Below are 24,216 nucleotides of genomic sequence, written 5' to 3'. Positions count from 1 at the left end.
AATCCTCCTTAAATCAAGTTCATCTTCTTTAATGCAGAAACTTTATTCCTTAACGCCACCACCCATTGCATCTTTTGCATAGTATTTTAAAACAATAGGATAGAGCAATAAAATGGGAATAATAGCTACTATAATCGTAGCACCTTTTAATGCAGTGTAATCAATTCTTGCAAGATCATTATAGTTAAAGAGATTTTGTTGTCCTACAATAGAAGTGGTATCCCCCAGTACGACAAATTGTCTCAGAACTACCTGGAATAAGGTATCATTTGCTTTTATAAGATAGATACTTGCCTTAAAGTACTCATTCCATCTCAAAACAGCATAGAACATCGTTATTGTTGCCATTCCCGCTTTTGAAAGTGGAAAGACAATAGAAAACATCATTCTTAAATGTCCAGCGCCATCCAATGTGGCTGCTTCGAAAATAGATTCAGGAATTTCTTCAAAATAGCGCATCATAATGACTAAGTAATACACATTCACTGCCGAGACCAAAATCACAGACCACTTACTGCCCATAAGTCCTAGTTTAGTTACAACAAGATATTCCGGTACTAATCCAGGTTCAAACAGCATCATGAATATTAAAAAAACCATAATGACCTTCTTAAAGACCAATTTGGGGCGTGTCAACACATAGGCAGCTGAAGTCGTCAGCATGATATTGATAAATGTGCCCACCACAGTCACAAAAATGGAATTCCAAAACGCCTTCATTAATTTGGGATGATTGAGCACTATTTTATAGTTGATCAAATCAAAATCCTTTGGAAATATCTCAAGGCCTCCCATCGTTGCAGACGCTTCTGGTCCCGATAAAGAACGTGCTAAAATATTTAAAAGGGGGATAATCATCGTAAGAGTGATCGCTCCTAAAACGACCATTAAAAAAATTTGACTCGGAGATAATTTTTTAAATCGCTTCAAATTACCACACTCCTTTCCCAGTCACTTTTTTGGATATTAAATGCGTCCCCAGCACCAGAAAGACGCCCACGACACCTTTTATTAAACTCACAGCAGTAGATAGAGAATATTGAGCATTCTGAATCCCCACCCTGTAAATGTAAGTATCTAGAATATCCACAACACTAAGGACGGCATCATTTGAAAAGTTTAAAACTTGATCAAACCCTGCATTTAAGAAAAATCCCAAATTCAAGATAAACATAGTCACTATCGGTGTAATTAAAGCCGGCAGAATAATATGCCTGATGATATTTAAGCGATTGGCCCCATCGATCTCAGCCGCTTCAAAAAGACTTGGCGAAATGCCTATAATGGCCGTATAGTAGAAGATAGAATCCCAACCGATACTCCGCCAAGCTTCAGACAGCATCAAGATCCACCTGATTTTACTCTTATCTGTCATAAAATCAATGGAGGGCAAGTTGAATATATTCAATATTTGATTTACTGATCCATTGGTAACAGAAAGTGCAGCAATCCAAATGCCAGCAATAACAACCCAAGATAAAAAATGGGGCATATAAGAAACCACTTGGACGTACTTTCTAAAACCAGAAACCCTCAGTTCATTCAGTAAAATAGCAAATAAGACGAAGAAGGGAAATAGGATGATGAACTTCATAAAACTTATGATTAGAGTATTCTTTACGATATCTAAAAATGCAGGTGACTTCACAATCATCGAGAAATATTTTAATCCTGCAAACGTCCATGGACTCCGCGCTTTATAATTATAGAATGCCAAACGCATTCCAATTATTGGCCATAATCTAAAAATTATAAAATAGGCTAAAGTAGGCGCTAGAATCAAATAGAGCATCCAGTCTTTTTTAAGTTGTTTTTTCATCTGGGGGGTTATTATTTTTTGTGTCAATGATTTCATTTTCAACTCCTCTTATGGAATTAATATATCCATGAGTGGCGCATGTTGTTGAGCGCCATACACATCACGGTCTCCAATTGTACCAGAAGAAATTTTTCTGCTATAAGTGATTTTTATACCAAGTGCTTTCTTAAAAAAAATGATATTTGTAATTTCTTCTTCTTGCAGCTGGTAAAGTGTCGCAATGGATTTTTTGGAAATGGCCCCACTGCTCTCAACACGCTTGTAGACATTTTGATCTTCAAATAAAATATCCAGTGTAATTTCAAAAGGACCACTATTCTTACTGCGTAAAACCTTCGCAAGGTCCACTAATTTTGTCATATTTAAGCACTCTCCTTGTTGATGTATTCTATAGGAAATAACGTTGTGCTATCTTCTACATCCATAAGATGATAAACTGAAAACTCGTAGACAGCGCCAAATTCAATATCACTTGGTGCAAATGGAAACGCTAAATTGCCTGCTGTGGATTTTCGGCCCTCATAGCCAAAATGCATAAAAGTGGACCTAACAGAACTGCAGATCATTGAAGCTAATTCTTGTGTTTTGGCCACAACTTCAAAGAGAATACCCAATTCATGGCCGGCCTTATTATGAGGTTCAAGAGCTCCCATAACACCATTTTTCCCATAATTATAGAAATTAATTTGATAATTTGCCTTATCCATATCGCTGTATTGCTCTAATACACTTTCATAAACGGATTTTTCGACTTCATCAATTCGATCTATGAGAATGGGATCTCTTACACCTGCCACCACAATCGTTCTATAGGCCACTTTTCTTGCGCCTTCAAGTTTTACTCTATAGGGTGATGTATGCGTCAACTTGGAACCATATACTTTGACGTGACCTGCTTCGGACTCAACGAATTCGCAGGATTCTAGATCCATCATAATACCTGGTCCATGAAGTAGAAAGGGATGATCCTTTTCATAAAAGGTATGTGCTGCCACACTGACAGAAGTACATTTCCTTATGGGATTTGTGGGATAAACTTCAAAGTGATCTTTGTATATAATACCCATCATACAATCTTTAGTGGTTCCCGGTTCACTGCTTAGAGCACCACATTCAAGCACCTTCCCAAGATGATAGGATAAAGCTTCGTCAAAGCCGTAATATACCCCCACCGCCGCAAATGGCGAAGGATCATATGCTCTGCCACAAACGATGATATCTGCATTTTGTGACAATGCTTCCAGTATGGGTTCGATGCCCATTTGTGCAACCACATCATTGGTCTCATCCAGAACGGATTCATTTAATTCAGGAACCGTTTTACCCAGTGGTGTCACTTGTCCTAATTGCATTTTTTCCTTAATCAATGTTTTGGGAATATCTGCCCAGACAACAGCAATTTTAGAAGGCATCAATGCCTTTTCCTCTAAAATTTCATTGATAATATCTAATGTCCAATTGACGTGCACTTTGCCACCACTGCCACCTGCAGAACCTATAATTACTGGTATCTTATGCTCATGGCCTGCAACAAGCATAAATTCAAGGTCTTTTTTACAGGCCTGTCTACTGACAATAGCCGTATTTGCGCCTAATTTATGAGGCCCTGCATCTGTTGAGCCTGCATCCACAACAATGGCATCCGGTTCATCCTCTATCCCCTTCCAAAAGGACGCCTTAGGAAACCCATATCCGAGAATGCCACAGGGGGATAAAATTTTAACATGATCCTTCATATTACTTTCCTTCCTCACCAATAACGGTCTTATCAACCATTTTCATATGATGTAAAACTGCATTTTTAGCAGCTTCTTTGTCTCTTGCGGAAATTGCCTTGGCAATGGCAAGATGTTCTTCTGCAATTTGATTTCTTCTCACTTGATCTCGATTACTCTTCACAGCAATTTCTGTAATGAGATCATAGTAAGTATCAATGAAATTCATAAAAAAAATGTTTTTTGATGCCTGTGCAAGTTTGTAATGAAAATAATGATCCATATCATGTTGAACCTTTTCATTATCTGCAACTCCAAGGCCTTCAATAATTTCTTCTATCTCTTCATCACTGGCTCTCTCAATTACTTTCTCCACCATTTTCAGTTCGAGTGTTTCTCTAAAATCAAGAAGGTCACTGTAAGTTGTCTTCTTGAGGAGCTCATTTACGGAATCATTCATCAACATGCTTTGAATATCATCTTGAATGTACGTGCCATCTTTAGGCTTGCGTCTGATATATCCCTGCGCTTGCAATTGGGTCAATGCTTCTCTCAAAATACCACGACTAACACCGAACTGTTCTGCCAGCATACCTTCATTTGGCAACTTATCACCCGACTTTAGATTGCCTTCTCTCATCATTTGAATCATCTGATTGACTATTTTATCCGAAAGTCTATCTGTTCTAATTGGTCGAATATCCATCGCTCACATTCCTTTCTTATTTAATATTTATATTTAAGCTCATTTAAAGTGCTTATTTATCTTGAATTTATTGTCTTATAGTTTAACGGTTCAATTGTTCAACAATACAACAATATAGTAACATGTTTTTCAAACGCCATCAACTCTTTTTTGAAAATAACAAAAAAATAAAAGCACTTCTCCATTTTCATTCTTTAGAGAAGTGCTTTTAAATAGATTCTTCAATTGTCATTTCTGGTGGTCTCACCCTTTCTCAATGTAAAACACAAATTGCTTATCGATTGTTAATTTCAATTATAAATCAATAATAGTAACTTTTTAAATACAGTTGTCACACTTGGTCTTAACAGTGCCTTTCATTGTTTTCTAAAGTCATCTTTAAAACTTAAAATCTTTGTGATTTCATACATAGACTTGATTTCGAGAGGTTAACGTAACTTTACGTTCACCATTAAAACCCTATCTTTAGTTCCTAAAAAAATACTTGAAACTAAATCATTACGCTATTTTCCTGGCGGTCTCACCCCTTCCATTGAAAACGTTTAATTGACTCAGTAACAACAGTTTTATATCTAACAAAATCTTGTTTTGTTACACTTATTATACCATATTGTACGAAAAATAAAACATCTTTTTTCAATTTTTTATAATATTTTCTTCAATCAACGTCACCACTTTGTTTACATAACTTGAAATCTTTTCGTCAATATTTAAAGCGTGATTGATCTCACCCGGGTCATTTGCAAGTGCCATAATTGAAAAGCCTGCTGGCAATCTAAACCCTTTATTGATGTTAAGTGCACCAATCAATTGTCTCGCTACAGAATCACTTCCCGAATTTCCAGAAACAATAACACTTAAAAGATATTTGTCTTTAAAACCCATATTTCTGTAGAGTGCTGTTAAACGATTGATTACGGCCATTAATTTAGCTGAAATAGCGTCATTGTAATTGGGACAAATCCACACCACAATATCTGCCTTTTCAAGTTTTGGATAAAGATCCTCCACCACAAAACCACCATAAAAGCAACTTTTTTCACGTGCATAATACATACAGGTTTCAAAGCTGCAACCATAGCAATCTGAAATTTTACCTTCTTCCACGTGAAGTGTATCCATATTTAATATGGGCACATCTTTCTTGGCATTATATATTTCTAACGCATTTGCAACAGCGTCCCAAAGCATTAATGTATTTGAGATTTCTCTATATCCCGCATGTAAAACGAGCATATTGAGCGTTGCTCTATTTAAAGCTTGATAGGTATGGAGTCTTTTTATCAACTGTTCAATTTGCTCAAAGCAAATTCTCTCTAATGGCTTTGAATCAACTTTCTGCCACGTCTTAAAGTTTTGGTATCCTTCGATTATTTCCACAAGAGGATGTCCAATAAAGGTGCCTCCCAATTGATTGATATGATAAATGCATTTTTTGGCAAATGTCTTCGTATAATGCTCACTATGCGACTTCACAATCAAGGCCAATATCTTGTCATTGAAAAAAGTAGTCTCTCCTTTTAATTGTTTTCTAGTCTCAGTTCTAAGGAGCTGATCAACCGCTTCATTCTCACCAATATCATCCAGTTCAATGACGAGTAGACACTTGTTTTTATCCTTTTCACTCTCTTGGCTTACCAACCCTTCGCAAAATGTTACAATAGGTTTCATATGTTTTGAGTAATTTATGATTTCAATGCCTGCCATAACGATTCCAGCCTTTCATAAGAAGTGATCATACGTTCCGATAATTGATCATCGAATATGTTTTGTTCGTATTCGATACCTGCAATTGTCTGTCTATTCAAAGCACCAAAGAAAGTCGAACCCATACAGGTTGCACTATAGTGCCAATTCCCGGATATTGCATCCAATATGGATTTTGCACCTGAGGATATTGCTGGGGCGATATAAGGCTTAACCCCTTCTTCACGCACATCGACATTCGCGCGAATAACACTATTCGTAAGCGCAAGAGATGCCTCATGATCATATCTGTTAATATGATTGACACAAATCAAGTCTTTGCCATGCGGCCCAAATACACGTCCGTTGGCACCATATTCAATGCCCAATTTTTTAGCATAGTAAATACTTCTGCCATGCATGACACCTAATCCAAAACCTCTAATCCTTTCGGCAGAAATGCCCAGACCATCATATTCGCCGGCTTCATTTTGATTGGATGCCTCTAAAACGCTACGACAAAGTAAATCTACCGGATCAGATACGACACAGAATAGACCTTTGAAACCCATCTTTCGTGCCATTTTAGCGTAAATTTCAATAATTTTCGAATTTTCTTCAAACTGGATCATTCGAACATCGTCTACTTTTTCACCGACTTTCGGCACATATTTTGAAGCACAAAATATGAACACATCACAATGGAAAAGATCATCTCCATTTAATGCTTCCACCTTTATTTCAGGATTCACAATCACTTGATTGAGTTCCATTTCATAACGTTTTCTCTGATGTTCATTGATATCATAAACGCCTAGTGTATGAATGCGTTCACCACCTAAAAGTTTTAGACCAATTGCCAGCGTACTACCTACATCTCCAAGTCCTAAAAGATGTATTCTCTTCTTACCGGTATCCAGTGCCGTCACCTCTGCAACAAAGCCCTTGAACCCTATGATAATCTGTTCGACATCTCTTGTATTTAATTGTGTGATCCAGGGATTTATATTGAGCCCACTCAAGAGCTCTCTGTCAGAGAGCACTCTCAATTCTTCCGAAATTTGATTCGTATGAGGGCTCATAAGCCACTTTACAGATTCATATGCTTCTAGAGATGTAAAAGAAGGTGTAATTTTAAAGTACTGTTTGCCTTTGTATTTCGGGCTATTAAACACCAAGAATGTACGCTTAAAATAATTCAAGCTCTCTATTTTAAAGAAATTTAAAACCTCAATGGGTTCGTTTGAAACCAGTTGCAGATCATCCATTTTGTAATAATACATAACTCACCCCTAATTTAATTTTTCTATTATAGATAAAATGATTTTAATTTTCTAAGCTGCTCCAAATCATCTTTTAAATATTCAGAAGGTCTGATGTTATTGGAGTAAAAAATATGTTTACCCTTGTCAGGATATCTAGGTGTGTTGAGCACTTCCCCTAGACGATCAATCGTCAGCAATCGATCATTTTGACTTTCATAGGCAAGCTCCACTGCACTCATAATATCAATAGAATTGAGCAACGCCACTTCCGAGAGATTGTAAATAGAAGCCTTGGATGCGCCCACGATATAATTAGCTGATGAATAAGGCAATATGAGATTAACCGAGTTAATCAAATTACTCTCTGGAATACTGCCTCTCCAAATCGCATCTCCATCAATAAATGGATAAAGCTTGCTCTCATAAAACCAAACTTTGATTTTAGGAATGAAATAGGCGGCGTCTACATTTATGTTCATGCGTTCAGCAATTTCTTTGCCGCTTCCAGACATGATACCCACAATAAATTTTTGAATTTCCACATTTTCCTTTTTAAAATGAGGTTGAAGTGCCTTGATGCGGTAACCCTTATTCAACAAATCATCTACTAAAATTAAAGGTCTGTTAAATGATTTAATCATTTTTATTTGATTGGCAATATCTAGATAAAAAGGATATTCCATAATGCGATGTTCTGTTAAATCCGTCGAAAAATATTTTTCTGCATGCAATGTCTTAGTCACTGTATTCGGCAAAATCCACCGTTTAAAAATCGCACCAAAAGGGACGCACATAGCCTCACCCACTTGCTTTGGCACAAGCGGCGTGGTGGGCATATTATTTTCATCACAGACCTTTTTAATCAAAGTCTCATAGATCATAGATCTGTCAAAATTGAGCACAAGATTGCCTGGGTAAAGTTCTGTAAATGCCTTTTGAAGCCTTGATCTCGTTTTATTCATCACTTGTACAACTTCTGGAATATGCTTGTATGGTTCTTTAAACATAGAGTGGATATCCAAATTTACCGTGCATGGCGAGGACATATTCACAGCATAAACCATCTCATTCGTTTTTGATGAAGAGATATTGATAAAGCCTTGATCTAAAAGAATTTCCGAAATTTCTCGACTCACCTGATGTCTAATCGATTCTTTATATACGCAGTAAGTGTAATCTCTAGAAAGTGCATTTGCAAGTGTTTCAGTCATCATGATCTGTTCAAGATTCTTGATTTCGCAATTTTTCTTTTTAACAATACTATCAATGACTATAATACGCCCTACAGAATGATCCCTGATAAAGTTAATAATTGCAGGGTCTTCAAATTCATTGTGAATGTTAGTTGCTCTAAGCCAATGAAACAGAGAATAGGCAACAATTTCATTATTTTTTTCTAGGCTTCTCAAAATAAGCATTCTAAAATTAAGCATTCCAGAAATATCTTTTAGTTTTTGATAAGCCTCAGGGAATTCGATTCCAGAAATACTTGCCAGCGATTCAATGACCATCAAATTAGGTTCTTCTAGTAATTCCAACACTAAAGATTTGGTTGTCATGACACTCTTATACATAGGTTCTCTTTGATACAAGCCCTTTTCATAAATATAATTTTGGGCAAGCGGATCAATAAGAGAAGAAATATCTCTCTTCTCATCTATATAGTCCCTGATCAGTGTTGAACTGATGCTCTCATATTCCTTAGGCAAAAGGACTTTAACTGTATTAGGATGCAATTTACTGATTTTATCATTGAGCCTTTCTGTTTCTTCTTGTGACAGTTCCAAACCGCCTCTTTGGTATATAACATGCGGTATTTCAAATATCTTGCTTACTTTCCCGCTACTGTATGCCGATGCATTCATAACAACATCACTGCCAACTACCAAATATATTTCTGAATCGGGAAAGAGCGAAACCAGTTTATCGAGATCTTCATTATTGGCAATATTAATAGAAATATCTCTTGGGAATGGATACACCTCAATCTCGCTTGCCACAGATCTCTTAATAATGTTTCTTCTAATTAAGTTCGGCTGCGTACGCTTTGACCATGAAAACTCATCCACATAAAGTAGCACTTCAAAACCCTTTTCTTTAATATCCATGGCAATTTGCTTGTGGCTTAATGTGAATGGATCAAAAGCACCTGGGAAAAATGCAATTTTTTTATTGGGTTTCAGCTCGATATCGCCATATTCGTGTTGAAACTCTGAAATAAACTGATAAATATACTTTAAACAAGACGAATTATTGAAGAAAATAAGATCCAGATCCTCATCAGTATTTACCATAAGGGACATAATTTTTTTGATAATCAATTTGTAGAGATATTCCCTCTTTCTCAGACTTAAAAACTGATCTTGGAAAATGTCTTTGGCAATGACGCTAAAGGCCATTTGATTGACATGACTTGAAGAATGAACAAATCCAGTAAAGAGAATGCCATACATTCTTAAAACACGCCTATTGTGCCCATCTGCTTCCTCTTTAAAAGCATATTTATAATCTGCATACTTGGTGATGGATACACCGATCGTCTTTTCAATCAACGATATCAGTCCTGAATTAGATGTGCTCATCTTTCTTTCAAAACTCTCCAATATTTCATCTAACTCTTTAGGCTTAATATGCAGTAAAATTTTTCCTAAATAAGGTGGAATGTACTTTGTGAATTCATAACTTTCCATTTCAAGCGCCCGGATAAGCTCTATTGCAATATCATTCTTCTGTTCGAAGTTAAGATGTGATATTAACTCCAACAGCATTCTGCCAGCCGTATTTCTTACGGATTCAAGCGCACTAACTTTGAGTAAATTGCAAAGATGCATTGCCATATAAAAACAGTTATCATAATCGTAAAGCAATGTATTTCTTATAAGTAATTCGATTTGAAATCGTTTTTCAATATCAAGCGTTGCCGATTTTAAGTTGCTCAAAAAAATATTAGAAGTGTACTGAAGATCATTTAAGCAAATTTCCTTTAAGCTGTTAATCCTATCGGGTTCCAGTTTTAAGTGCTCTCCGAGCTTTAAGCGCGCATAGTTCTCAGCAGGAGAATTTGCAGATTTAAAGGGTTCTTTAAAAATCCTATAAACATCACAACTTTTAAGCAGATCATCATTTGCATAAGAAATCAGCGTGTAAATCAAATTGAACGCACGTAGCCTCAATTTTAAATCATCGTTTGTCAAAAGCCTTGAGACGAATTTAAGAATCGTTGCCTTTTGCGATTCATCAAATTCTTTAAAAGGCAATATTCTCGCTGCCTTTACAAGATAAAATCTAATTTTATCATCTTGATCAAATGCTTTGAAATATTGAACGATCAGAGCGATACTCTTTTCTCGACTTCTTTTAATTTTTAAATGTTTAAAATACGAATCGATCATATCTCTAAGACTGTAGCTGATATACTTTTTATGTCTATCAATAATTTGATTTTCAGGCAAAAGAAAGCGCTCCACAAAGATATCAAAAAGCCGAACGGTATCCACTTCTGTCTCAACAAGTGTAACACTTGGCGGAATCTCCTTTCTGATCTCTTCATCGTATGAGGCGATAATGGTTCCAATCAACTCAGCACATTGCTTTCTAATATCCTCTTCTGGTAAAATCAGCTTTTCATATAAAAAATTGATCATGATTTGTTTTTGTTTTTGAGTTAAGTAGTTATAGTATTCCTCTAAAATCGAAATGTACCCTCTTAACTTAGTCATGTCGCGACTATTCCGAACGGGCTCTAAAAGCTTATTGAGAGAAGCTTCATCTCTAAGGCGATACAACAAATTGATATTGTGCTCTATAGATGAGTGAATGACATTTTCAGTAATTTCTTTACCTTGCATTAACGAAAAATATTTGCGTTTTTGAATACAATTTGGTCCTAATAGTTGATCGCTATCCGGACTCACTTGAATACCAAGATCCAATAAGAAGTGTTCAAAATCACTTAATTTCCGATATACCTTTCGGTATCTGTCCTCTTTAGCGGCATCTACGTTATCCAACTTGTCTAAAATGACATCAAAAGACGCCTTTAAATTGAAATACATCATCACAGATTTACCGTTGACTTTTTCAGCTTTTACTCTAAAGTCACTATAAATTAAAATGAGTGATTCGATTGGCAAGGCTTCCAGTTCAAGATCCCAAGTAGAATGGTTGAGAGCAACATTTCTGATATAGATAATATCTCTTTTTTCAAACCATTCACCTGTATAAAAGTAATGGAAATATGCAACGCGTTTCATCTCTTCTTGTTTACAGCCAAATTTACCGATATCATGGCCTGCAGCAGCACCGGATACCCGCCCTAAATCAATTGGAAACCCAGCATATTTTAGTTGTCTTGCAATTCTCATTGCCAAAAAATGTACCCCACAGATGTGGTCAAGCGTAGTAAAGCCAATCACTTCTTGGTTGAGTTTCATCATTTCATACACATATTCATTATTAAAATATTTTTTAAAAGTTAAAAACTCTTTTGAATCTTCGAGTTCTAGTACTTCTGCATCTGTTAAGAGTTCCAGAGCATATCTGCTTTGCCACGTGCCGTCATTCGATTTTTTTTGATATTGACAGACAACCTTTAAAACACGTAGATACAACTCAGCAATTCGATTATAAGATGCTGTCAATTGGGTTGTAACTGCATCCGGAAAAGAAAAATAAAGCGCGTAGTTGTAAAAATAGCTAAGCCAATGCTCTGGTGGTGTCCCATAGAAAGAGCGTTCAATTAAAGGTGCCACCATTTCAAACACCATCTTGGAATGAAATTGCTCTTTTTCAATAATTTCGTGGACCATGTGGAGAAAATGATCTCCCAACAGAAATTCATCTATCACTTTTCTTTCGAATCCATATTTTTTCAAAAAAGATCTATTTAAAATTTCCTTTTCAATATCCTCTATAAACTGCTCCATTTTATTAATCATTTCATCCCCCCACAAGCTCACTATTTACTCTATTATCCCATATTCTAGTGGGTATTACAATTGGGAGTTAAAACTCCGCCCCTCTAAAGAAATGTCCCAGAAATACCGATATATCCTATAGAGGAGGTGACAGATTATGTCTCAAATTTTAAAAACCAACCAAGTTTATAATTCTAAAAATCTTTCTGCGAGTAAAATTAAATCCACTTATAAGCCCATTGCTGTCACCATGCTCAAACCAAAATCTGAAGCACATAATAATCCTCACAAAAGTGCCAATAATGAAAGTGTCCTTATTGATTACTTCTATGAAAAAGTGCATAATCTAAAAGCTTCCTATCAAAGACTTTCTGATCAAAATACGGCAAAGAATTACTATAAATCCCATAAACAAGAAATTCTATCAGGAGGTAAAAATCTTGTAAAGGCAATCAATCAACTTATAAGAGATTCAAAAGAAGTAGATGCTTCTTATGGAACACATTTCTACTTTTTAGTTGAATCCTATCTTCACGATTACGAGAATGAACTTAAAAATATAGGCATTTACCTAAACAATGGCATGGTTCATTTTGATCGCAGACGATTCATAGACGCTTTTTCCTTCGATATTGCCGCTCTCGAATTTCTATATAAACCCAACGGTCTTGTGGAGCAATTGCTTAAAATCAATTATAGAGTGTTAACCATTGGTAATAATGATGAGTTTGAAGGTCAAATTATAGATTATCACGCATAAATTTAGTATAATGAAAAGAGGTCACATAATACGACAAAAGGGGAAGTTTATGAGTAAAAAAACGTCATTTGACATGATTGCCATTAAGGAACGTCTTGATGAAGCAAAATATGAGGAGGACAAAGCAAAAGGCTTTAAAGTAACACTTGGTGAAAAAATCACTCACATCATTGTGGCGCTCATTGCGTGTACCATTTTGATTTCATTCACTTTTTCGTACACTCTTGCACCATTATTGCACTTTATCATTATAGCCCTTCTTCTGTGCGGTTTATCTTGGCGTATTTATGTCGTTTTACACATGGATACACGACGCCATTAATTTAATAGGCATTCCAGAAAAAATTATTTCACTGAACTCAAGACTAAATTAAAATGCCTCGAGATATGTTGATTTTAATAATCTGCAATATCTTGAGGTTTTTTTATACAAAAAGAGGCTATTGCAAATCTAGTCCGTTTGATTTGCAATAGCCTCTTATGACGCTGTCCATTATCCGACAACCCATGACTCATTTTGGGTCCCGCTATTCAATTGCAATATAATGTTTTTCTTGTTTTGCTTCATATTTTGGTGCAGTGATTTTGAGAATCCCATCTTTTAGTGATGCTTGAATTTTATCGGAATTGATATCCTTCATGTAGATGCCTCTCCTCATGGAACTTACATTTCTCTCTCTATGAATAAATTTATCATTTTCTTCGTTTGTCTCAGTAACTTGATCTGCACAGATAAACAACTTCGAATCATGATATTCTATTTTAATCTGTTCTTTTGAATATCCAGGTAATTCTGCTTCTACAATATAGGCATCATCGTTTTCTTTGACATCAATCCTAAAATTATCATTTCCAAATCGATTCATCACAGGAAAGCTGTCATTAAAAAATTCTTCAAATACATCATAAATATTTTCCAATTCTCTTTTTTGTGATGGTAATGGTCTTAAACTTAACATAATGACTCCTCCTTTAAAAGAATAAAATATTTTTATCAGCACTCTAATCAGTTGAGTGCTAACTTCATTTATAATATACACCTTCTCCTCTATTGAGTCAATAGAGTTCACTTTTTTTTTACAGTTTCTTTACTTTAAAATAGATTTTCTTGAAGTGAATATATTCCTAGGAGGGAGTAACCTTTGACGCCTCTCACGATGCCTCAAAACGATTTTTACTGATGCTGCTTTCGGCTCAAATCTTGCATACAACAACATTTGTGGAATTCATAAAAAAAGAATTCTATGTTTACATGAACTTGTAAACGATAGAATTCTTTATATAAATTTGAGCACTAATTACCTTTAATATTGCTGACCGTCACTTTTTTATCAGGCATCAGGCCATCTAATTTATAGTTTTTAATGATAATTTCTCCTGGATCAATGCCAGACTCCACGGCAAACTCTGAATCGGTATCAATGCCCGTTTCAATTTTAAGTTGAGTCGCCCGCCCAGCTCTCACTGCATAGACATAAGAATCACCTTCAATTTTGAAAATAGAAGTTTTAGGAACTGCTAATGCGGCTTTTTTATATTCGGAGATGAATTTCACTTTGACTTCATAGCCTGCTTTTACCTCCTCTGAGAGTGCTTCCGATTGAATTAAAACCTTGATTCTTTGCTCAATCAACCCAAGAGATGAAATTTTTTCTTCAGCAGATTTGGCAATGAACTCTATTTGTCCCTTAAATTCATTTTCAATGCCATTCTCTTTGAGAATGAGAACAACTTCATCATCTACATTCAGATTAGAGATGTCATCCGTCAAAACATAAGTTTCTACACTATAACTTGATGGATCAATAATCTTGCCAACAGGCATCTGTTGTGACACCATTTCGCCCTTTTTTACATCAAATTCAGTCAATAGTCCATCAGCACCAGCAACAACATTGCAATCATTTAACTGTAACTCCAATGTAGCATACTGTGATTTCAAAGCTTCTAAAGTCCCACTGGCATTTGTCGTATTTTTGTATTGAGCATTCAAACTGTTTAAACTGCTCTGCATTTGTCTATAGGTCGATTCTGCCGTTTCATAAGTTTGCTTGCTTGTCTTCCACTCATTTTCGCTTAAAGAACCGTCCTCATAGAGTACTGTCATTTGATCATAGAGATTCTTTGCAAAATCTCTTTTAGATTTGGATTCATTGACTTGAATCGATTGACTCGCAATCTGATTTTTAAGCACTGAAAGGGAACTGTTTTTCTCTTCATCATAAGCAGTCATTTGAGCCTTTATGGTCTCCATTTGTTTTAAAATACTTTCAGAATCCAACTTTAAAATCAAATCACCCTTTTGAACACTATCGCCATTCCGCTTAACCCTTTCGATGACTTGCGCCGTAATTTTAGGCGTAATTACGACTTCATTCTCAGAGATAACTTTTCCATTTTCCTCAACATAATCATATAAGTCTCTTGCTTCAACTCTAAAGCCATCCACTTCAAGCGGTTTAAGTTTCGAATAAATCATGCTTGAAATGCTTACAATAACAATCGCCCCAATAATAATATTTCTAATCGACTTCTTCATGATTGCCTCCCCTTTAATGGTTTTGCTCGTCCTTGTCTACAATCCAATAAAGATTTTTATCGAAAAAATTCGCACAAGGTTCTTTAACCAACTATTATTCTCTTTCTTTTAAAACTTCCACAATATCCAATTTTTTAATTTTTCTTTTTACGTTTACCTGTGATAAAAATATAAAGAGTGCCGTCCCAAACACTGAAAGGATAAAAGCATTATCGCCTATAATTGCTGGAAAAGAATAGACATCTGTCTGATATGATGCAGCCATGGCTTGCATCATCCCATAGGAAACAGGAATCCCTATAAGTACCGATACAAATCCCAGTAACCATTGCTCAAAAGATACAATTTGCAGCACTTCATTAACACTCATACCGAGTACCCTCAAAGAGGCAAGTTCTCTCTGCCTTTCAGAGAGTGAAATGACACTGGAATTATAAACAATTGCAAAACCAACAATTATAGAAATTATTGCCATTATATAATTTGTAAACCCATAACTGTCTAGCAAATCAGTGAACTTCTTCAAAGTTTGTGCTTGAATTTCAACCACGCCGACGTAAGGTGATTGATCAAGTTCTTTTCTAATCGCATCCTGTTTAGACTCATCAATGTTAAGGTATGCCGTTGTTGCAAGATTATCAAGGCCCGTTTTCTCTTCCAAATAAGAAATGTTTGCATAACCATTAGACCCAATATACTGCGGAATTATTCCCACAAGTTCCATCAATATATAGTCATCAGATATGGGGCTTTCAATTCTCAAAATAGTGCCTATCCCAACATGCAGTTGAGAAGCCAAGTTCTCCGACAAATAGAGCCCTTCTTCACTGAGGTCAACTTCATTTTTATCTTTATCCAAAACTTTATAAAGTTGCGTATCTTCTGAAAGACCAATGATCACAGTCGTTTTTTCGTATGGACCATTTTTAATCTGTATAGGTAATTCTATCAAGGGTTCCGCGTATTCAACCCCATCGATATTATAAAGCTGATTAATGACTTCATCAGCTGGTTGTACGTTTAGAAAGCTGACTTTCATCTCATACAATTGCACCTCATTGAACTGATCAAACATCATGGTATCCACAAGATCATTGTATGACCACGCCACCACCAGTATACTAAAGGCAAAGATGAGTCCCAATACCGTAAAAGCACTTCGCCCCTTGCTTCTACTAATATTTCTAACGGCCATTCGTCCCTGCATGGTCAAACTTTCCCATATCATCTTAATGTGCTCAATTCGACTGCGCTTCACCCCTTTTGGAGATTCTGGACTCATTGCTATAGAGGGGGTCAGCTTCAATACTTTTTTGGAACCTTGTATCCCGGCAAAAGTGCTAAAAAAGAGCGATATCAGTATACCATATGCAAAATATTTATAAGTGTATTCATTTTTTAAAGTGGGAAAAGTAAAAAAAGTCTTATACATTTCCGTGAAGGATATTGAGAGCTGAGTCCCTAGTATGCCACCTACGATACCTCCTAAAATACCTATTGTGGTAGCATAGCCCAAGTAATGCAGCATAATTTGAAAGTTGTTGTAACCCATAGCCTTGAGGATGCCAATTTGCCCCCTCTGCATTTCTGTAAGTCTTTTGAGCATAATGTACAATATAAAACTTGAAATGCTCAGAAAGAGAATAGGCATGCTCTGAGCAGAATTAACCAATTGATCTAATTCACTTGAAAGCATAAAATTGCTCGTTTGATTTTTGAGTTCCACCAAATTGATCAAACCATGACTCTTAAGTTTAGATTCAAGAATAGGTTTTACATCATCATAAGCTACGCCCTCTTCAAGATCAAAACTCAGATAATTCACCTGTCCAGTTTTTGAGAGCAACTTCTCTATGAGATCCTCAGAAATATACGCAATATCAAAAGTCTTAGGGTCTGGATAGAAGTCTGCCTGATTTCGAGTTGCATAGACATATTCAGGGCTTTGAACAGCACCTGCCACAGTGAAAGTGTAGAGTTTTCCATTGATGATCAAATCCAATTTATCGTTGATTTTGAGTGCATTGGCTTCATAAAATTTTTGTCCAAGCCATATGAGAAACCCATCTTCTGTCAAATCATAGCCTTCTGTTAGGTAAACATCATTTAATCGATCTGATTCATGAATATCGTAAGCATTAACACGCAAATATACATTTTGAATTGTATCAGGCATTTGTACTCTAAAGTCTTGCTTTATGACACCATCTGCCTTTAAAATACCCGGTATCTTCTCAAACTCACCCAGCTGATTTTGAGGATAGGACTGGACTTGAGCAAATGCATCTGCCATGCGATACTGGCTATAAAAACTGTCCTTGGCATTGAGCAAATTTTCCATGACGATGGACATAGAAGAATATGTCATGAGTCCCATAGCCATAACAACAATACAGGCAACATAGGCAAGCTTGTTTTCGAGCATATCTCTTATCATCTTGCGTATGAGCATTACCAAGTCACCTCCTCAGGTGCAAGTGGCTTATCATTAACGACAACTTTTTCTATTTGACCATCTTTGATATAAAATACACGATCACCAATTTTGCCAATTCCAGCATTGTGCGTAATAATCACAACTGTTTTTTTATAGGTTTTATTAAATTTTTTCAGAAGGTTCAGAACAGACAACCCTGTTGAGAAATCAAGTGCTCCTGTGGGTTCATCACACAAGAGGATATCTGGATTTTTGGCGATTGCTCGAGCAATGGCAACGCGTTGTTGCTGTCCACCAGATAATTGTGAGGGAAAGTGATCGGATCGATCCAACAACTCAACTTCATTTAATACCATTTCAATATCCAGAGGATCTTTACTAAGCTCCACAGAAAGTTTTACATTTTCATACGCCGTTAAATTAGGTATAAGATTATAAAATTGAAATACAAAACCAATGGCATTTCGCCTAAACTGCGTCAGCGTTTTATCTGTTGCATTATGAAGTGCTTTTCCCCTGAAGTATATTTCACCTTCCGATGCTTGGTCCATGCCACCAATCATATTGAGCATTGTACTTTTACCACTGCCGCTGGGGCCCAAAACAACAACAAACTCGCCATCATAAATTTCAAAATTCACATCTCTTAGTGCACTTACAGTCACTTCACCCATCTGATACGTTTTACTTAAGTTTTTAGCAACGAGTATCGATTCCATAATTCAGCCCCCCTATTTATGCATTTTCTTTTAAAATAGCATTGATTTCTGCTCCCATAATAATAATGATGCCCCAAATATATAGCCAAACCATAAATGCAATAACTGCAGATAGTGATCCATAGAGAATCGAATAATCCGTTAATTTCGTCACCACTTTTGAAAAGACCAAGTTTGCCAATATGGTGCCTGCAATTGCAAATATCGCCCCTTTATAAGTCTCTTTAAAGCTCATTTTCTGACTTGGCAGGAACATATAAATAGATCCAAATACAAGGATGTAAATCCCCAAAAGCAACAAATTTCTAAAAATTCCAATTGAACCCAAAAGACCTAAGTCCACGTTAAAGTTAAAAATATGACCGATAAAAAGAATTAATCTCTTGCTTATGGTTGGAATCACTAAGGATAAAACAATGAGAATTGTAAACATTAGAGTATAAAACATTCCATAAATTTTAGTAATCAAAAAACTGTGCGCTTCGACAATTTCAAGTGAGGAGTTAAGTGCTCTTTGTAAAGCATTGACAGCCCTTGAAGCCGAATAGAGCGTCATAAGACCCGAAATAGACAAAAGTGCATTGCCCTCCATTTTTATGGACTCTTCTATAAAATCTGTGATCATCACACTGATGTTCGTCGGCAAAAACTGTTGCAATACATATATGGCCTCACTATAATTAATATTTAACTTTGAAATAATCGTAAAGATGAATATGATCAAAGGAAATATTGAAAGTACAAAAAAATAGGCCATCTGAGCACAAAATGCTGTAATATGATGATTTTTATAGCGTATGCTCAATTGTTCCGCATAGTATAATAGTCGTTCTCTAGTAATTCGCATTGTATTCCCCCATGATATAGATTGTACCCCACAAACGTTCAATTATCAATTTTATGATGTCCTTTTAATAAATTGATAATACTTTTTTAATACCCTATATACGAACACCCCAGCGCTTTTAATGAAAAGTTAAGTTGTATTTTACCAACACACAGGGTATCATTATTGTAAAGGCATTATTAATTCAACTTTTACGCAGATTTTATAGTTCTAAGTGAACAGTTTGAATATTCAGTAAGCCATTATGAAGGAGGGAAAACATGAAATCAACAAAATTCATCTTTTTAATCCCAATTCTATTAATCGTTGTGTTAACTTTACTTAATAGCTATTATTTACTAGACAATGCTGAGGAAGCAGTTGTTGAACGGTTAGGTAAACTCGCAAAGGTTGAATCAGAGGCCGGATTACATTTTAAAATTCCATTTATTGATACGATTCACACTTACAACACGAATGAAGTAATCAGTTTACAGTATGGTTACTTGCCAGTGAGTGGTCCTACGACTTCTGCACCCGCAACTTACCAAGATGTTGAAAGTGAAGCCATCGTGCTCACAAAAGGATCCTATTTAGTTAATATTGGGGCAATTATTCAATACCGAATTACAGATCCTGCTGCTTACTATTACAATGTAGACGATCAAGAAGGTACCATTCGTTTGGCATTTGAAAGTGCGTTAAGACGTAATGTACAAAATCAAGATCTCGACAATGCCTTAATCAGCAAGGACAGCATCTCAAGTGAAATTTTACCTGATATGACACGTAAACTTAACAACTACGGTTTAGGCATCTCTATTTCAGCTGTGAAACTCACAGATGTTTTATTGCCTGAAGATGTTCAGCCTGCTTATGACGATGTGAATATAGCAAGCAATGAAAAAGATTCAAATAAGAGTCAAGCTGAAAAGTATTCAAATGAAAAATTACCTAAGGCAAGAGCAGATGCATACCAACTCATTCAAGAAGCAGAAGCTTACAAAGCTGAGAAAGTAGCACAAGCCAAAGGTGATGTAGAAAACTTTAGTCAAGTCTATGAGAAATATAGAGTTTCTCAAGAAATCACTAAAAAACGCCTTTATATTGAAACCATGGAAAAAATCTTGAGCAATGTTAAAGAAAAATACATTGTGGATCTCAATAATGACAATGTTCTAAAATTCTTACCTCTTGAAACGAAAGGAGGCAACTAATATGGATATCCATCAAGGCGAACCAAAGCAAGAATCCATGAATAACGATCGCAAAAAATTCGAACAAAAATTTCAACAAAACAGTCAAGATATGAAAAAGCAAATCAAAAAGAATATGCGTTTTGTAGGTTTTATAATTGTTTTTATCCTTGCCCTGATCTTGCTCTCAAATTGTTTCTACATTGTTAGAGAAAATGAACTCGCAACTGTAAGAGAATTTGGAGATATTAAGACAATTGTCGTAGATGCTGGCAACACAGATGCTCAACTTCAAAATGATCTGGATTCACGATTTAAAAACGTTAAAATAGTGCATCAAAAAGGACTTCATTTTAAAGTGCCTTTCATCACAACTGTGGAAAAAGATACCAGTAAGTTATTAACCTACATTTCTAATTCTGCACAAATTAACACAAAAGATAAAATTAAATATCAAATCAATATGTATGCGCAATGGGAAATTACCCATCCGGGTCTTTTTAGATCTGCTCTTGGTACCGTGAACGGTGCTAATACAAAAATTGATGAAGTGGCTTATGCTGTTGTTATCGAAAAAGTTAACAGCCTTACAAGCCTAGAATTTCTAACAGACAAAGAATCTTTGAACAGTGTTCTCGCCGTTGCCGTGGAAGACCTCAACGAAAAATTGGCAAACCAAGGTATTGTGATTAAAGATATGGATGTCTACAGGACGATTTTACCAGCTTCTAACATTGAGTCCACTTACAAAAAGATGATTGCTGAACGTGAGGCAATTGCACAGCAAATCAGATCAGAAGGTTTAGAACTCTATCAAAACACTGTGGCTGATACAGATCGTAAAGTTGCTGAAATCAAAGCTTCTGCCATAGAAGAAGCTGAAAAAATTCGCGGCGAAGCTGATGCAACTGCTCTGGAAGTTTATGCACAAGGCTTTAGTAAAGATCCATCATTTTATGAGTATTGGAGAACGCTGATCTCTTATGAAAAAACCATTGATGAAAATTCAGTGATTTATCTCAACAGCGATAATGAATATCTCAAGTTTTTTAAAAACAATTGATTTGAGCTCAGAATTAAACTAAAAAAGCTATTGCAATCTATTTCCATAGATTTGCAATAGCTTTTTTTTACAACTCACTTATGAAAAACCACATTGTATTTTCCTAAATTACATATGGTTTCTATCACATTGGAATATCCATGAGTGCACTGAACCTTCCAGATTAAACAATGCGCCTCTATTGCTCCCAGTGTGGCTATTCTATTTTCTAATCATCCCGAATCCACCATAAATCGGTTTTTTATCTGACACTGTGATCACAGAGTTTTCTTGAGTCGCCTTAATCAAGTCCACACATTTCCTCACTTTTTTACGTGGCACATATAAAAGCAGTATATTGCGAGCATGATTTTTCCCCTCGCCCTGCATCACCGTCACTGCAAATCCTTGATCACGCAAGGCCGTTGCCAGTATTAAACCATGTTCAGCTTTTACAATTGCCTGAATTTCCGCAGAGCCAATGCCAATTTTCTCTTCAACAATGCTCCCAACATAGTTCCCCACAGCAAATCCAAATGCATATGCCACAATTTTTAATGGATTCTCCATGATATTAGTAAGTACTGTGCTGACGAGTACTAACCAAAGCGAAACCTCAAAAAATCCAATAATTGCACCAATCGTACGTTCTCCTTTGGTTATTAAAACAATTCTAACCGTTTGCATGGAAACCTCTACAATTTTGGCCAGTATAATGGCTATATAAATCATATTTTCACTCCTTATTCTATCTGCCTAAAATTATTTTATCAACTTATTTTGCATTTGTAAAAGTATTTGAAATCTCATCTGGCATATAACCTTTAAATTGAGCTTTATAGAGTCTTGCATACAATCCATCCATCTGTATGAGGTCATCGTGACTACCCCTTTCTGCAATACCTGTTTCTGCCATTACCAATATTTCATCCGCATTTTTAATGGTGGATAATCGGTGCGCTATGATAATAGTAGTTCTCCCTTTCGCCAGAATTTCAATAGATTTTTGTATAGCAAGCTCATTTTCATTGTCAAGTGCTGATGTCGCTTCATCTAAGACCAAAATTGGTGGGTTTTTTAGAAATACACGCGCTATGGCAATCCTTTGTTTTTGGCCCCCAGAAAGCTTGACGCCTCTTTCACCAACCATTGTGTCATAATCTTCATCTAAGCTCATAATAAACTCATGAATATTAGCTTGAATTGCCGCTTCAGTAATCTCTTCAAAAGTTGCATCTGGCCTACCATACGAAATATTGTCCTTAATGGTCCCATAAAACATAAACACATCTTGTTGAACAACACCTATGTTCTCTCTCAAAGATTTCAACGTAACCGATCTGATATCATGATCATCGATTAAAATACGGCCTTCTGTCACATCGTAAAAACGTGGTATGAGCATAGAAATAGTCGTTTTACCTACGCCAGATGGTCCCACTAACGCAATTGTCTTTCCAACCTCAATCTCCAAATTGAAATGACTTATAACATAGTCACTATTGTCCTCATATTTAAAACTCACATCTTCTAAATTTATTTTTCCCTTTACATGCTCAAGCGGCTGAGCATCCTCCATATCCATTATTTCTGGTGATATACTCATAATCTCAGTAAACCGTTCAAATCCTGCCATCCCAGATTGAAATTGCTGCGTCAATTGAATCAACGCTCTTATGGGTTTCGTAAAAAAGGCGATATAGAGCAAAAATGCCACCAAGTCCCCATAGTTGATCAATCCGTTAAATACAAATATGCCACCTACAACCATCGAAGACAAACTCATCATATTTAAAAAGAATTGATTCCCAGCAGTATAAGCTCCAATGGCCTTAAAAGCATCCTGTCTTGAATTTAAATGTGCATAATTGGTCTTATGAAATTTCTCAATTTCAAAAGCTTCATTGGCAAAAGATTTGGAAAGTCTTATTCCTGAAAGACTACTTTCCAATTGAGCATTGATGTCCGCTGTTTTTTGTCTTACGCTTCTAAACGTCTTCATCATAGATTTTCGCATTCGAATTGAGAACAGAACTGTCATAAGCACAAAAGAAAAAACAATCATTGTAAGACCAAAATGGATTTGAACCAAAATCGCAAAACTTCCCACGAGCATAACTAAAGAAATAAATAAATCTTCAGGTCCATGGTGTGCCAGTTCAGTCACTTCATTTAAATCCCCAGTGAGCCTATTCATGAGTTGCCCCGTTTTGTTATTGTCAAAAAAGGCAAACTCTAGTGTTTGAAGGTGCTTAAAGAGATCACGCCTCATATCAAATTCAATTCTAGAACCCACAATATGACCGTAGTAACCTACAAAATAATCTCCTCCAATTTTCAATATATATAAAAAGATCACGATACTAGAGAAGATAATAATGCTTTTCATATCTCTATTCGGTATAAAATCGTTGACAACCGCTCTTGAAAACATTGGAAAAACAAGATCGACTATTGTCATAAAAAATGCTATGACCAAATCCATTGTGAAGAGGAACCTATGCGGTTTATAATACTTAACAAAATTGCGAATCATACTTTCAACCCCTTTCGAAAATGTGGTATAGTAGAGAAAGAAATTAAACATGAT

The 24,216-nt window shown here is 35.8% G+C and carries 19 protein-coding genes; 4 read left to right on the top strand and 15 right to left on the bottom strand.

Features of this window, described 5'->3' with window-relative positions; all coding sequences use genetic code 11:
* Window positions 1-42: 42 nt before the first annotated feature.
* The 8 genes from ISU02_RS06625 to ISU02_RS06590 all read right to left on the bottom strand — a co-directional run bounded on the left by ISU02_RS06625 (window position 43) and on the right by ISU02_RS06590 (window position 12,128).
* Window positions 43-930 carry a carbohydrate ABC transporter permease gene (locus ISU02_RS06625; protein WP_228727738.1) on the bottom strand — a complete coding sequence of 296 codons (888 nt, stop codon included), beginning with the start codon at window positions 928-930 and terminating at the stop codon, window positions 43-45.
* Window position 931: 1 nt separating this feature from the next.
* Window positions 932-1,855: an ABC transporter permease gene (locus ISU02_RS06620; RefSeq protein ID WP_194701020.1), complete on the bottom strand. Its 924-nt coding sequence runs from the start codon at window positions 1,853-1,855 to the stop codon at window positions 932-934.
* A 12-nt stretch (window positions 1,856-1,867) separates the two neighbouring features.
* The gene (locus ISU02_RS06615) at window positions 1,868-2,179 is read right to left on the bottom strand and encodes a DUF4387 domain-containing protein (protein WP_194701019.1); all 312 of its coding nucleotides are present in this window, start codon (window positions 2,177-2,179) and stop codon (window positions 1,868-1,870) included.
* A 2-nt stretch (window positions 2,180-2,181) separates the two neighbouring features.
* The gene (locus ISU02_RS06610; RefSeq protein WP_194701018.1) at window positions 2,182-3,555 is read right to left on the bottom strand and encodes an acyclic terpene utilization AtuA family protein; all 1,374 of its coding nucleotides are present in this window, start codon (window positions 3,553-3,555) and stop codon (window positions 2,182-2,184) included.
* A gap of 1 nt (window position 3,556) precedes the next feature.
* Window positions 3,557-4,240: a FadR/GntR family transcriptional regulator gene (locus ISU02_RS06605; protein WP_194701017.1), complete on the bottom strand. Its 684-nt coding sequence runs from the start codon at window positions 4,238-4,240 to the stop codon at window positions 3,557-3,559.
* Window positions 4,241-4,876: 636 nt separating this feature from the next.
* A complete protein-coding gene (locus tag ISU02_RS06600; RefSeq protein ID WP_194701016.1) occupies window positions 4,877-5,947 on the bottom strand; it encodes a flavodoxin family protein in 1,071 nt (356 codons plus the stop codon).
* Complete coding sequence (locus tag ISU02_RS06595; protein ID WP_194701015.1) at window positions 5,926-7,209, bottom strand: lactate/malate family dehydrogenase; 1,284 nt, start codon at window positions 7,207-7,209, stop codon at window positions 5,926-5,928. The genes ISU02_RS06600 and ISU02_RS06595 overlap by 22 nt, the downstream gene beginning before the upstream one ends.
* Before the next feature lie 26 nt (window positions 7,210-7,235).
* Window positions 7,236-12,128, bottom strand: coding sequence for a cytidyltransferase (locus tag ISU02_RS06590; RefSeq protein WP_194701014.1), 4,893 nt, complete (start codon window positions 12,126-12,128; stop codon window positions 7,236-7,238).
* Between the two features lie 136 nt (window positions 12,129-12,264).
* Between ISU02_RS06590 and ISU02_RS06585 the strand changes: the two genes are divergently transcribed.
* Window positions 12,265-12,867 carry a hypothetical protein gene (locus ISU02_RS06585; protein WP_194701013.1) on the top strand — a complete coding sequence of 201 codons (603 nt, stop codon included), beginning with the start codon at window positions 12,265-12,267 and terminating at the stop codon, window positions 12,865-12,867.
* Window positions 12,868-12,916: 49 nt separating this feature from the next.
* Window positions 12,917-13,189 carry a hypothetical protein gene (locus tag ISU02_RS06580; RefSeq protein ID WP_194701012.1) on the top strand — a complete coding sequence of 91 codons (273 nt, stop codon included), beginning with the start codon at window positions 12,917-12,919 and terminating at the stop codon, window positions 13,187-13,189.
* Between the two features lie 205 nt (window positions 13,190-13,394).
* Here the strand turns inward: ISU02_RS06580 and ISU02_RS06575 are convergent, their stop codons facing one another.
* From ISU02_RS06575 to ISU02_RS06555, 5 genes are all read right to left on the bottom strand, one after another.
* Entirely contained in the window at window positions 13,395-13,826 is a 432-nt protein-coding gene (locus ISU02_RS06575) for an Hsp20/alpha crystallin family protein (RefSeq protein WP_194701011.1), read from the bottom strand.
* 335 nt (window positions 13,827-14,161) lie between these two features.
* Entirely contained in the window at window positions 14,162-15,406 is a 1,245-nt protein-coding gene (locus ISU02_RS06570; protein WP_194701010.1) for an efflux RND transporter periplasmic adaptor subunit, read from the bottom strand.
* 94 nt (window positions 15,407-15,500) lie between these two features.
* On the bottom strand, window positions 15,501-17,858 hold the full coding sequence (locus ISU02_RS06565) for an ABC transporter permease (protein WP_194701009.1): 2,358 nt from the start codon (window positions 17,856-17,858) through the stop codon (window positions 15,501-15,503).
* On the bottom strand, window positions 17,858-18,562 hold the full coding sequence (locus ISU02_RS06560; protein WP_194701008.1) for an ABC transporter ATP-binding protein: 705 nt from the start codon (window positions 18,560-18,562) through the stop codon (window positions 17,858-17,860). The genes ISU02_RS06565 and ISU02_RS06560 overlap by 1 nt, the downstream gene beginning before the upstream one ends.
* Window positions 18,563-18,578: 16 nt before the next feature.
* Window positions 18,579-19,409, bottom strand: coding sequence for a YihY/virulence factor BrkB family protein (locus tag ISU02_RS06555; RefSeq protein WP_194701007.1), 831 nt, complete (start codon window positions 19,407-19,409; stop codon window positions 18,579-18,581).
* 260 nt (window positions 19,410-19,669) lie between these two features.
* Here ISU02_RS06555 and hflK point away from each other — a divergent pair, with 260 nt between their 5' ends.
* Both hflK and hflC read left to right on the top strand, forming a co-directional pair.
* A complete protein-coding gene (hflK, locus tag ISU02_RS06550) occupies window positions 19,670-20,605 on the top strand; it encodes an FtsH protease activity modulator HflK (protein ID WP_194701006.1) in 936 nt (311 codons plus the stop codon).
* A gap of 1 nt (window position 20,606) precedes the next feature.
* The gene (gene hflC, locus ISU02_RS06545) at window positions 20,607-21,647 is read left to right on the top strand and encodes a protease modulator HflC (RefSeq protein ID WP_194701005.1); all 1,041 of its coding nucleotides are present in this window, start codon (window positions 20,607-20,609) and stop codon (window positions 21,645-21,647) included.
* A 201-nt stretch (window positions 21,648-21,848) separates the two neighbouring features.
* Here hflC and ISU02_RS06540 read toward each other — a convergent pair whose 3' ends face one another.
* Window positions 21,849-22,358 carry a DUF2179 domain-containing protein gene (locus ISU02_RS06540; protein WP_194701004.1) on the bottom strand — a complete coding sequence of 170 codons (510 nt, stop codon included), beginning with the start codon at window positions 22,356-22,358 and terminating at the stop codon, window positions 21,849-21,851.
* A 43-nt stretch (window positions 22,359-22,401) separates the two neighbouring features.
* Window positions 22,402-24,162: an ABC transporter ATP-binding protein gene (locus ISU02_RS06535; RefSeq protein WP_194701003.1), complete on the bottom strand. Its 1,761-nt coding sequence runs from the start codon at window positions 24,160-24,162 to the stop codon at window positions 22,402-22,404.
* Window positions 24,163-24,216 lie beyond the last annotated feature (54 nt).

The organism is Fusibacter ferrireducens, assembly GCF_015352425.1.
Lineage (GTDB): Bacteria > Bacillota > Clostridia > Peptostreptococcales > Acidaminobacteraceae > Fusibacter_A > Fusibacter_A ferrireducens.
Note: the sequence above shows the minus strand (reverse complement) of the source record. Positions and strands in the feature narration are given on the sequence as shown.

Bases quoted from the DNA above. Each gene is read 5' to 3' on its own strand.
- ISU02_RS06555 (WP_194701007.1), bottom strand. From the start codon at position 19,409: ATGCGAATTACTAGAGAACGACTATTATACTATGCGGAACAATTGAGC.
- ISU02_RS06535 (WP_194701003.1), bottom strand. From the start codon at position 24,162: ATGATTCGCAATTTTGTTAAGTATTATAAACCGCATAGGTTCCTCTTC.
- ISU02_RS06605 (WP_194701017.1), bottom strand. From the start codon at position 4,240: ATGGATATTCGACCAATTAGAACAGATAGACTTTCGGATAAAATAGTC.
- ISU02_RS06560 (WP_194701008.1), bottom strand. From the start codon at position 18,562: ATGGAATCGATACTCGTTGCTAAAAACTTAAGTAAAACGTATCAGATG.
- ISU02_RS06585 (WP_194701013.1), top strand. From the start codon at position 12,265: ATGTCTCAAATTTTAAAAACCAACCAAGTTTATAATTCTAAAAATCTT.
- ISU02_RS06570 (WP_194701010.1), bottom strand. From the start codon at position 15,406: ATGAAGAAGTCGATTAGAAATATTATTATTGGGGCGATTGTTATTGTA.
- ISU02_RS06590 (WP_194701014.1), bottom strand. From the start codon at position 12,128: ATGATTAATAAAATGGAGCAGTTTATAGAGGATATTGAAAAGGAAATT.
- ISU02_RS06595 (WP_194701015.1), bottom strand. From the start codon at position 7,209: ATGTATTATTACAAAATGGATGATCTGCAACTGGTTTCAAACGAACCC.
- ISU02_RS06620 (WP_194701020.1), bottom strand. From the start codon at position 1,855: ATGAAATCATTGACACAAAAAATAATAACCCCCCAGATGAAAAAACAA.
- ISU02_RS06540 (WP_194701004.1), bottom strand. From the start codon at position 22,358: ATGATTTATATAGCCATTATACTGGCCAAAATTGTAGAGGTTTCCATG.
- ISU02_RS06565 (WP_194701009.1), bottom strand. From the start codon at position 17,858: ATGCTCATACGCAAGATGATAAGAGATATGCTCGAAAACAAGCTTGCC.
- ISU02_RS06600 (WP_194701016.1), bottom strand. From the start codon at position 5,947: ATGGCAGGCATTGAAATCATAAATTACTCAAAACATATGAAACCTATT.
- ISU02_RS06575 (WP_194701011.1), bottom strand. From the start codon at position 13,826: ATGTTAAGTTTAAGACCATTACCATCACAAAAAAGAGAATTGGAAAAT.
- ISU02_RS06615 (WP_194701019.1), bottom strand. From the start codon at position 2,179: ATGACAAAATTAGTGGACCTTGCGAAGGTTTTACGCAGTAAGAATAGT.
- ISU02_RS06610 (WP_194701018.1), bottom strand. From the start codon at position 3,555: ATGAAGGATCATGTTAAAATTTTATCCCCCTGTGGCATTCTCGGATAT.
- hflC (WP_194701005.1), top strand. From the start codon at position 20,607: ATGGATATCCATCAAGGCGAACCAAAGCAAGAATCCATGAATAACGAT.
- hflK (WP_194701006.1), top strand. From the start codon at position 19,670: ATGAAATCAACAAAATTCATCTTTTTAATCCCAATTCTATTAATCGTT.
- ISU02_RS06580 (WP_194701012.1), top strand. From the start codon at position 12,917: ATGAGTAAAAAAACGTCATTTGACATGATTGCCATTAAGGAACGTCTT.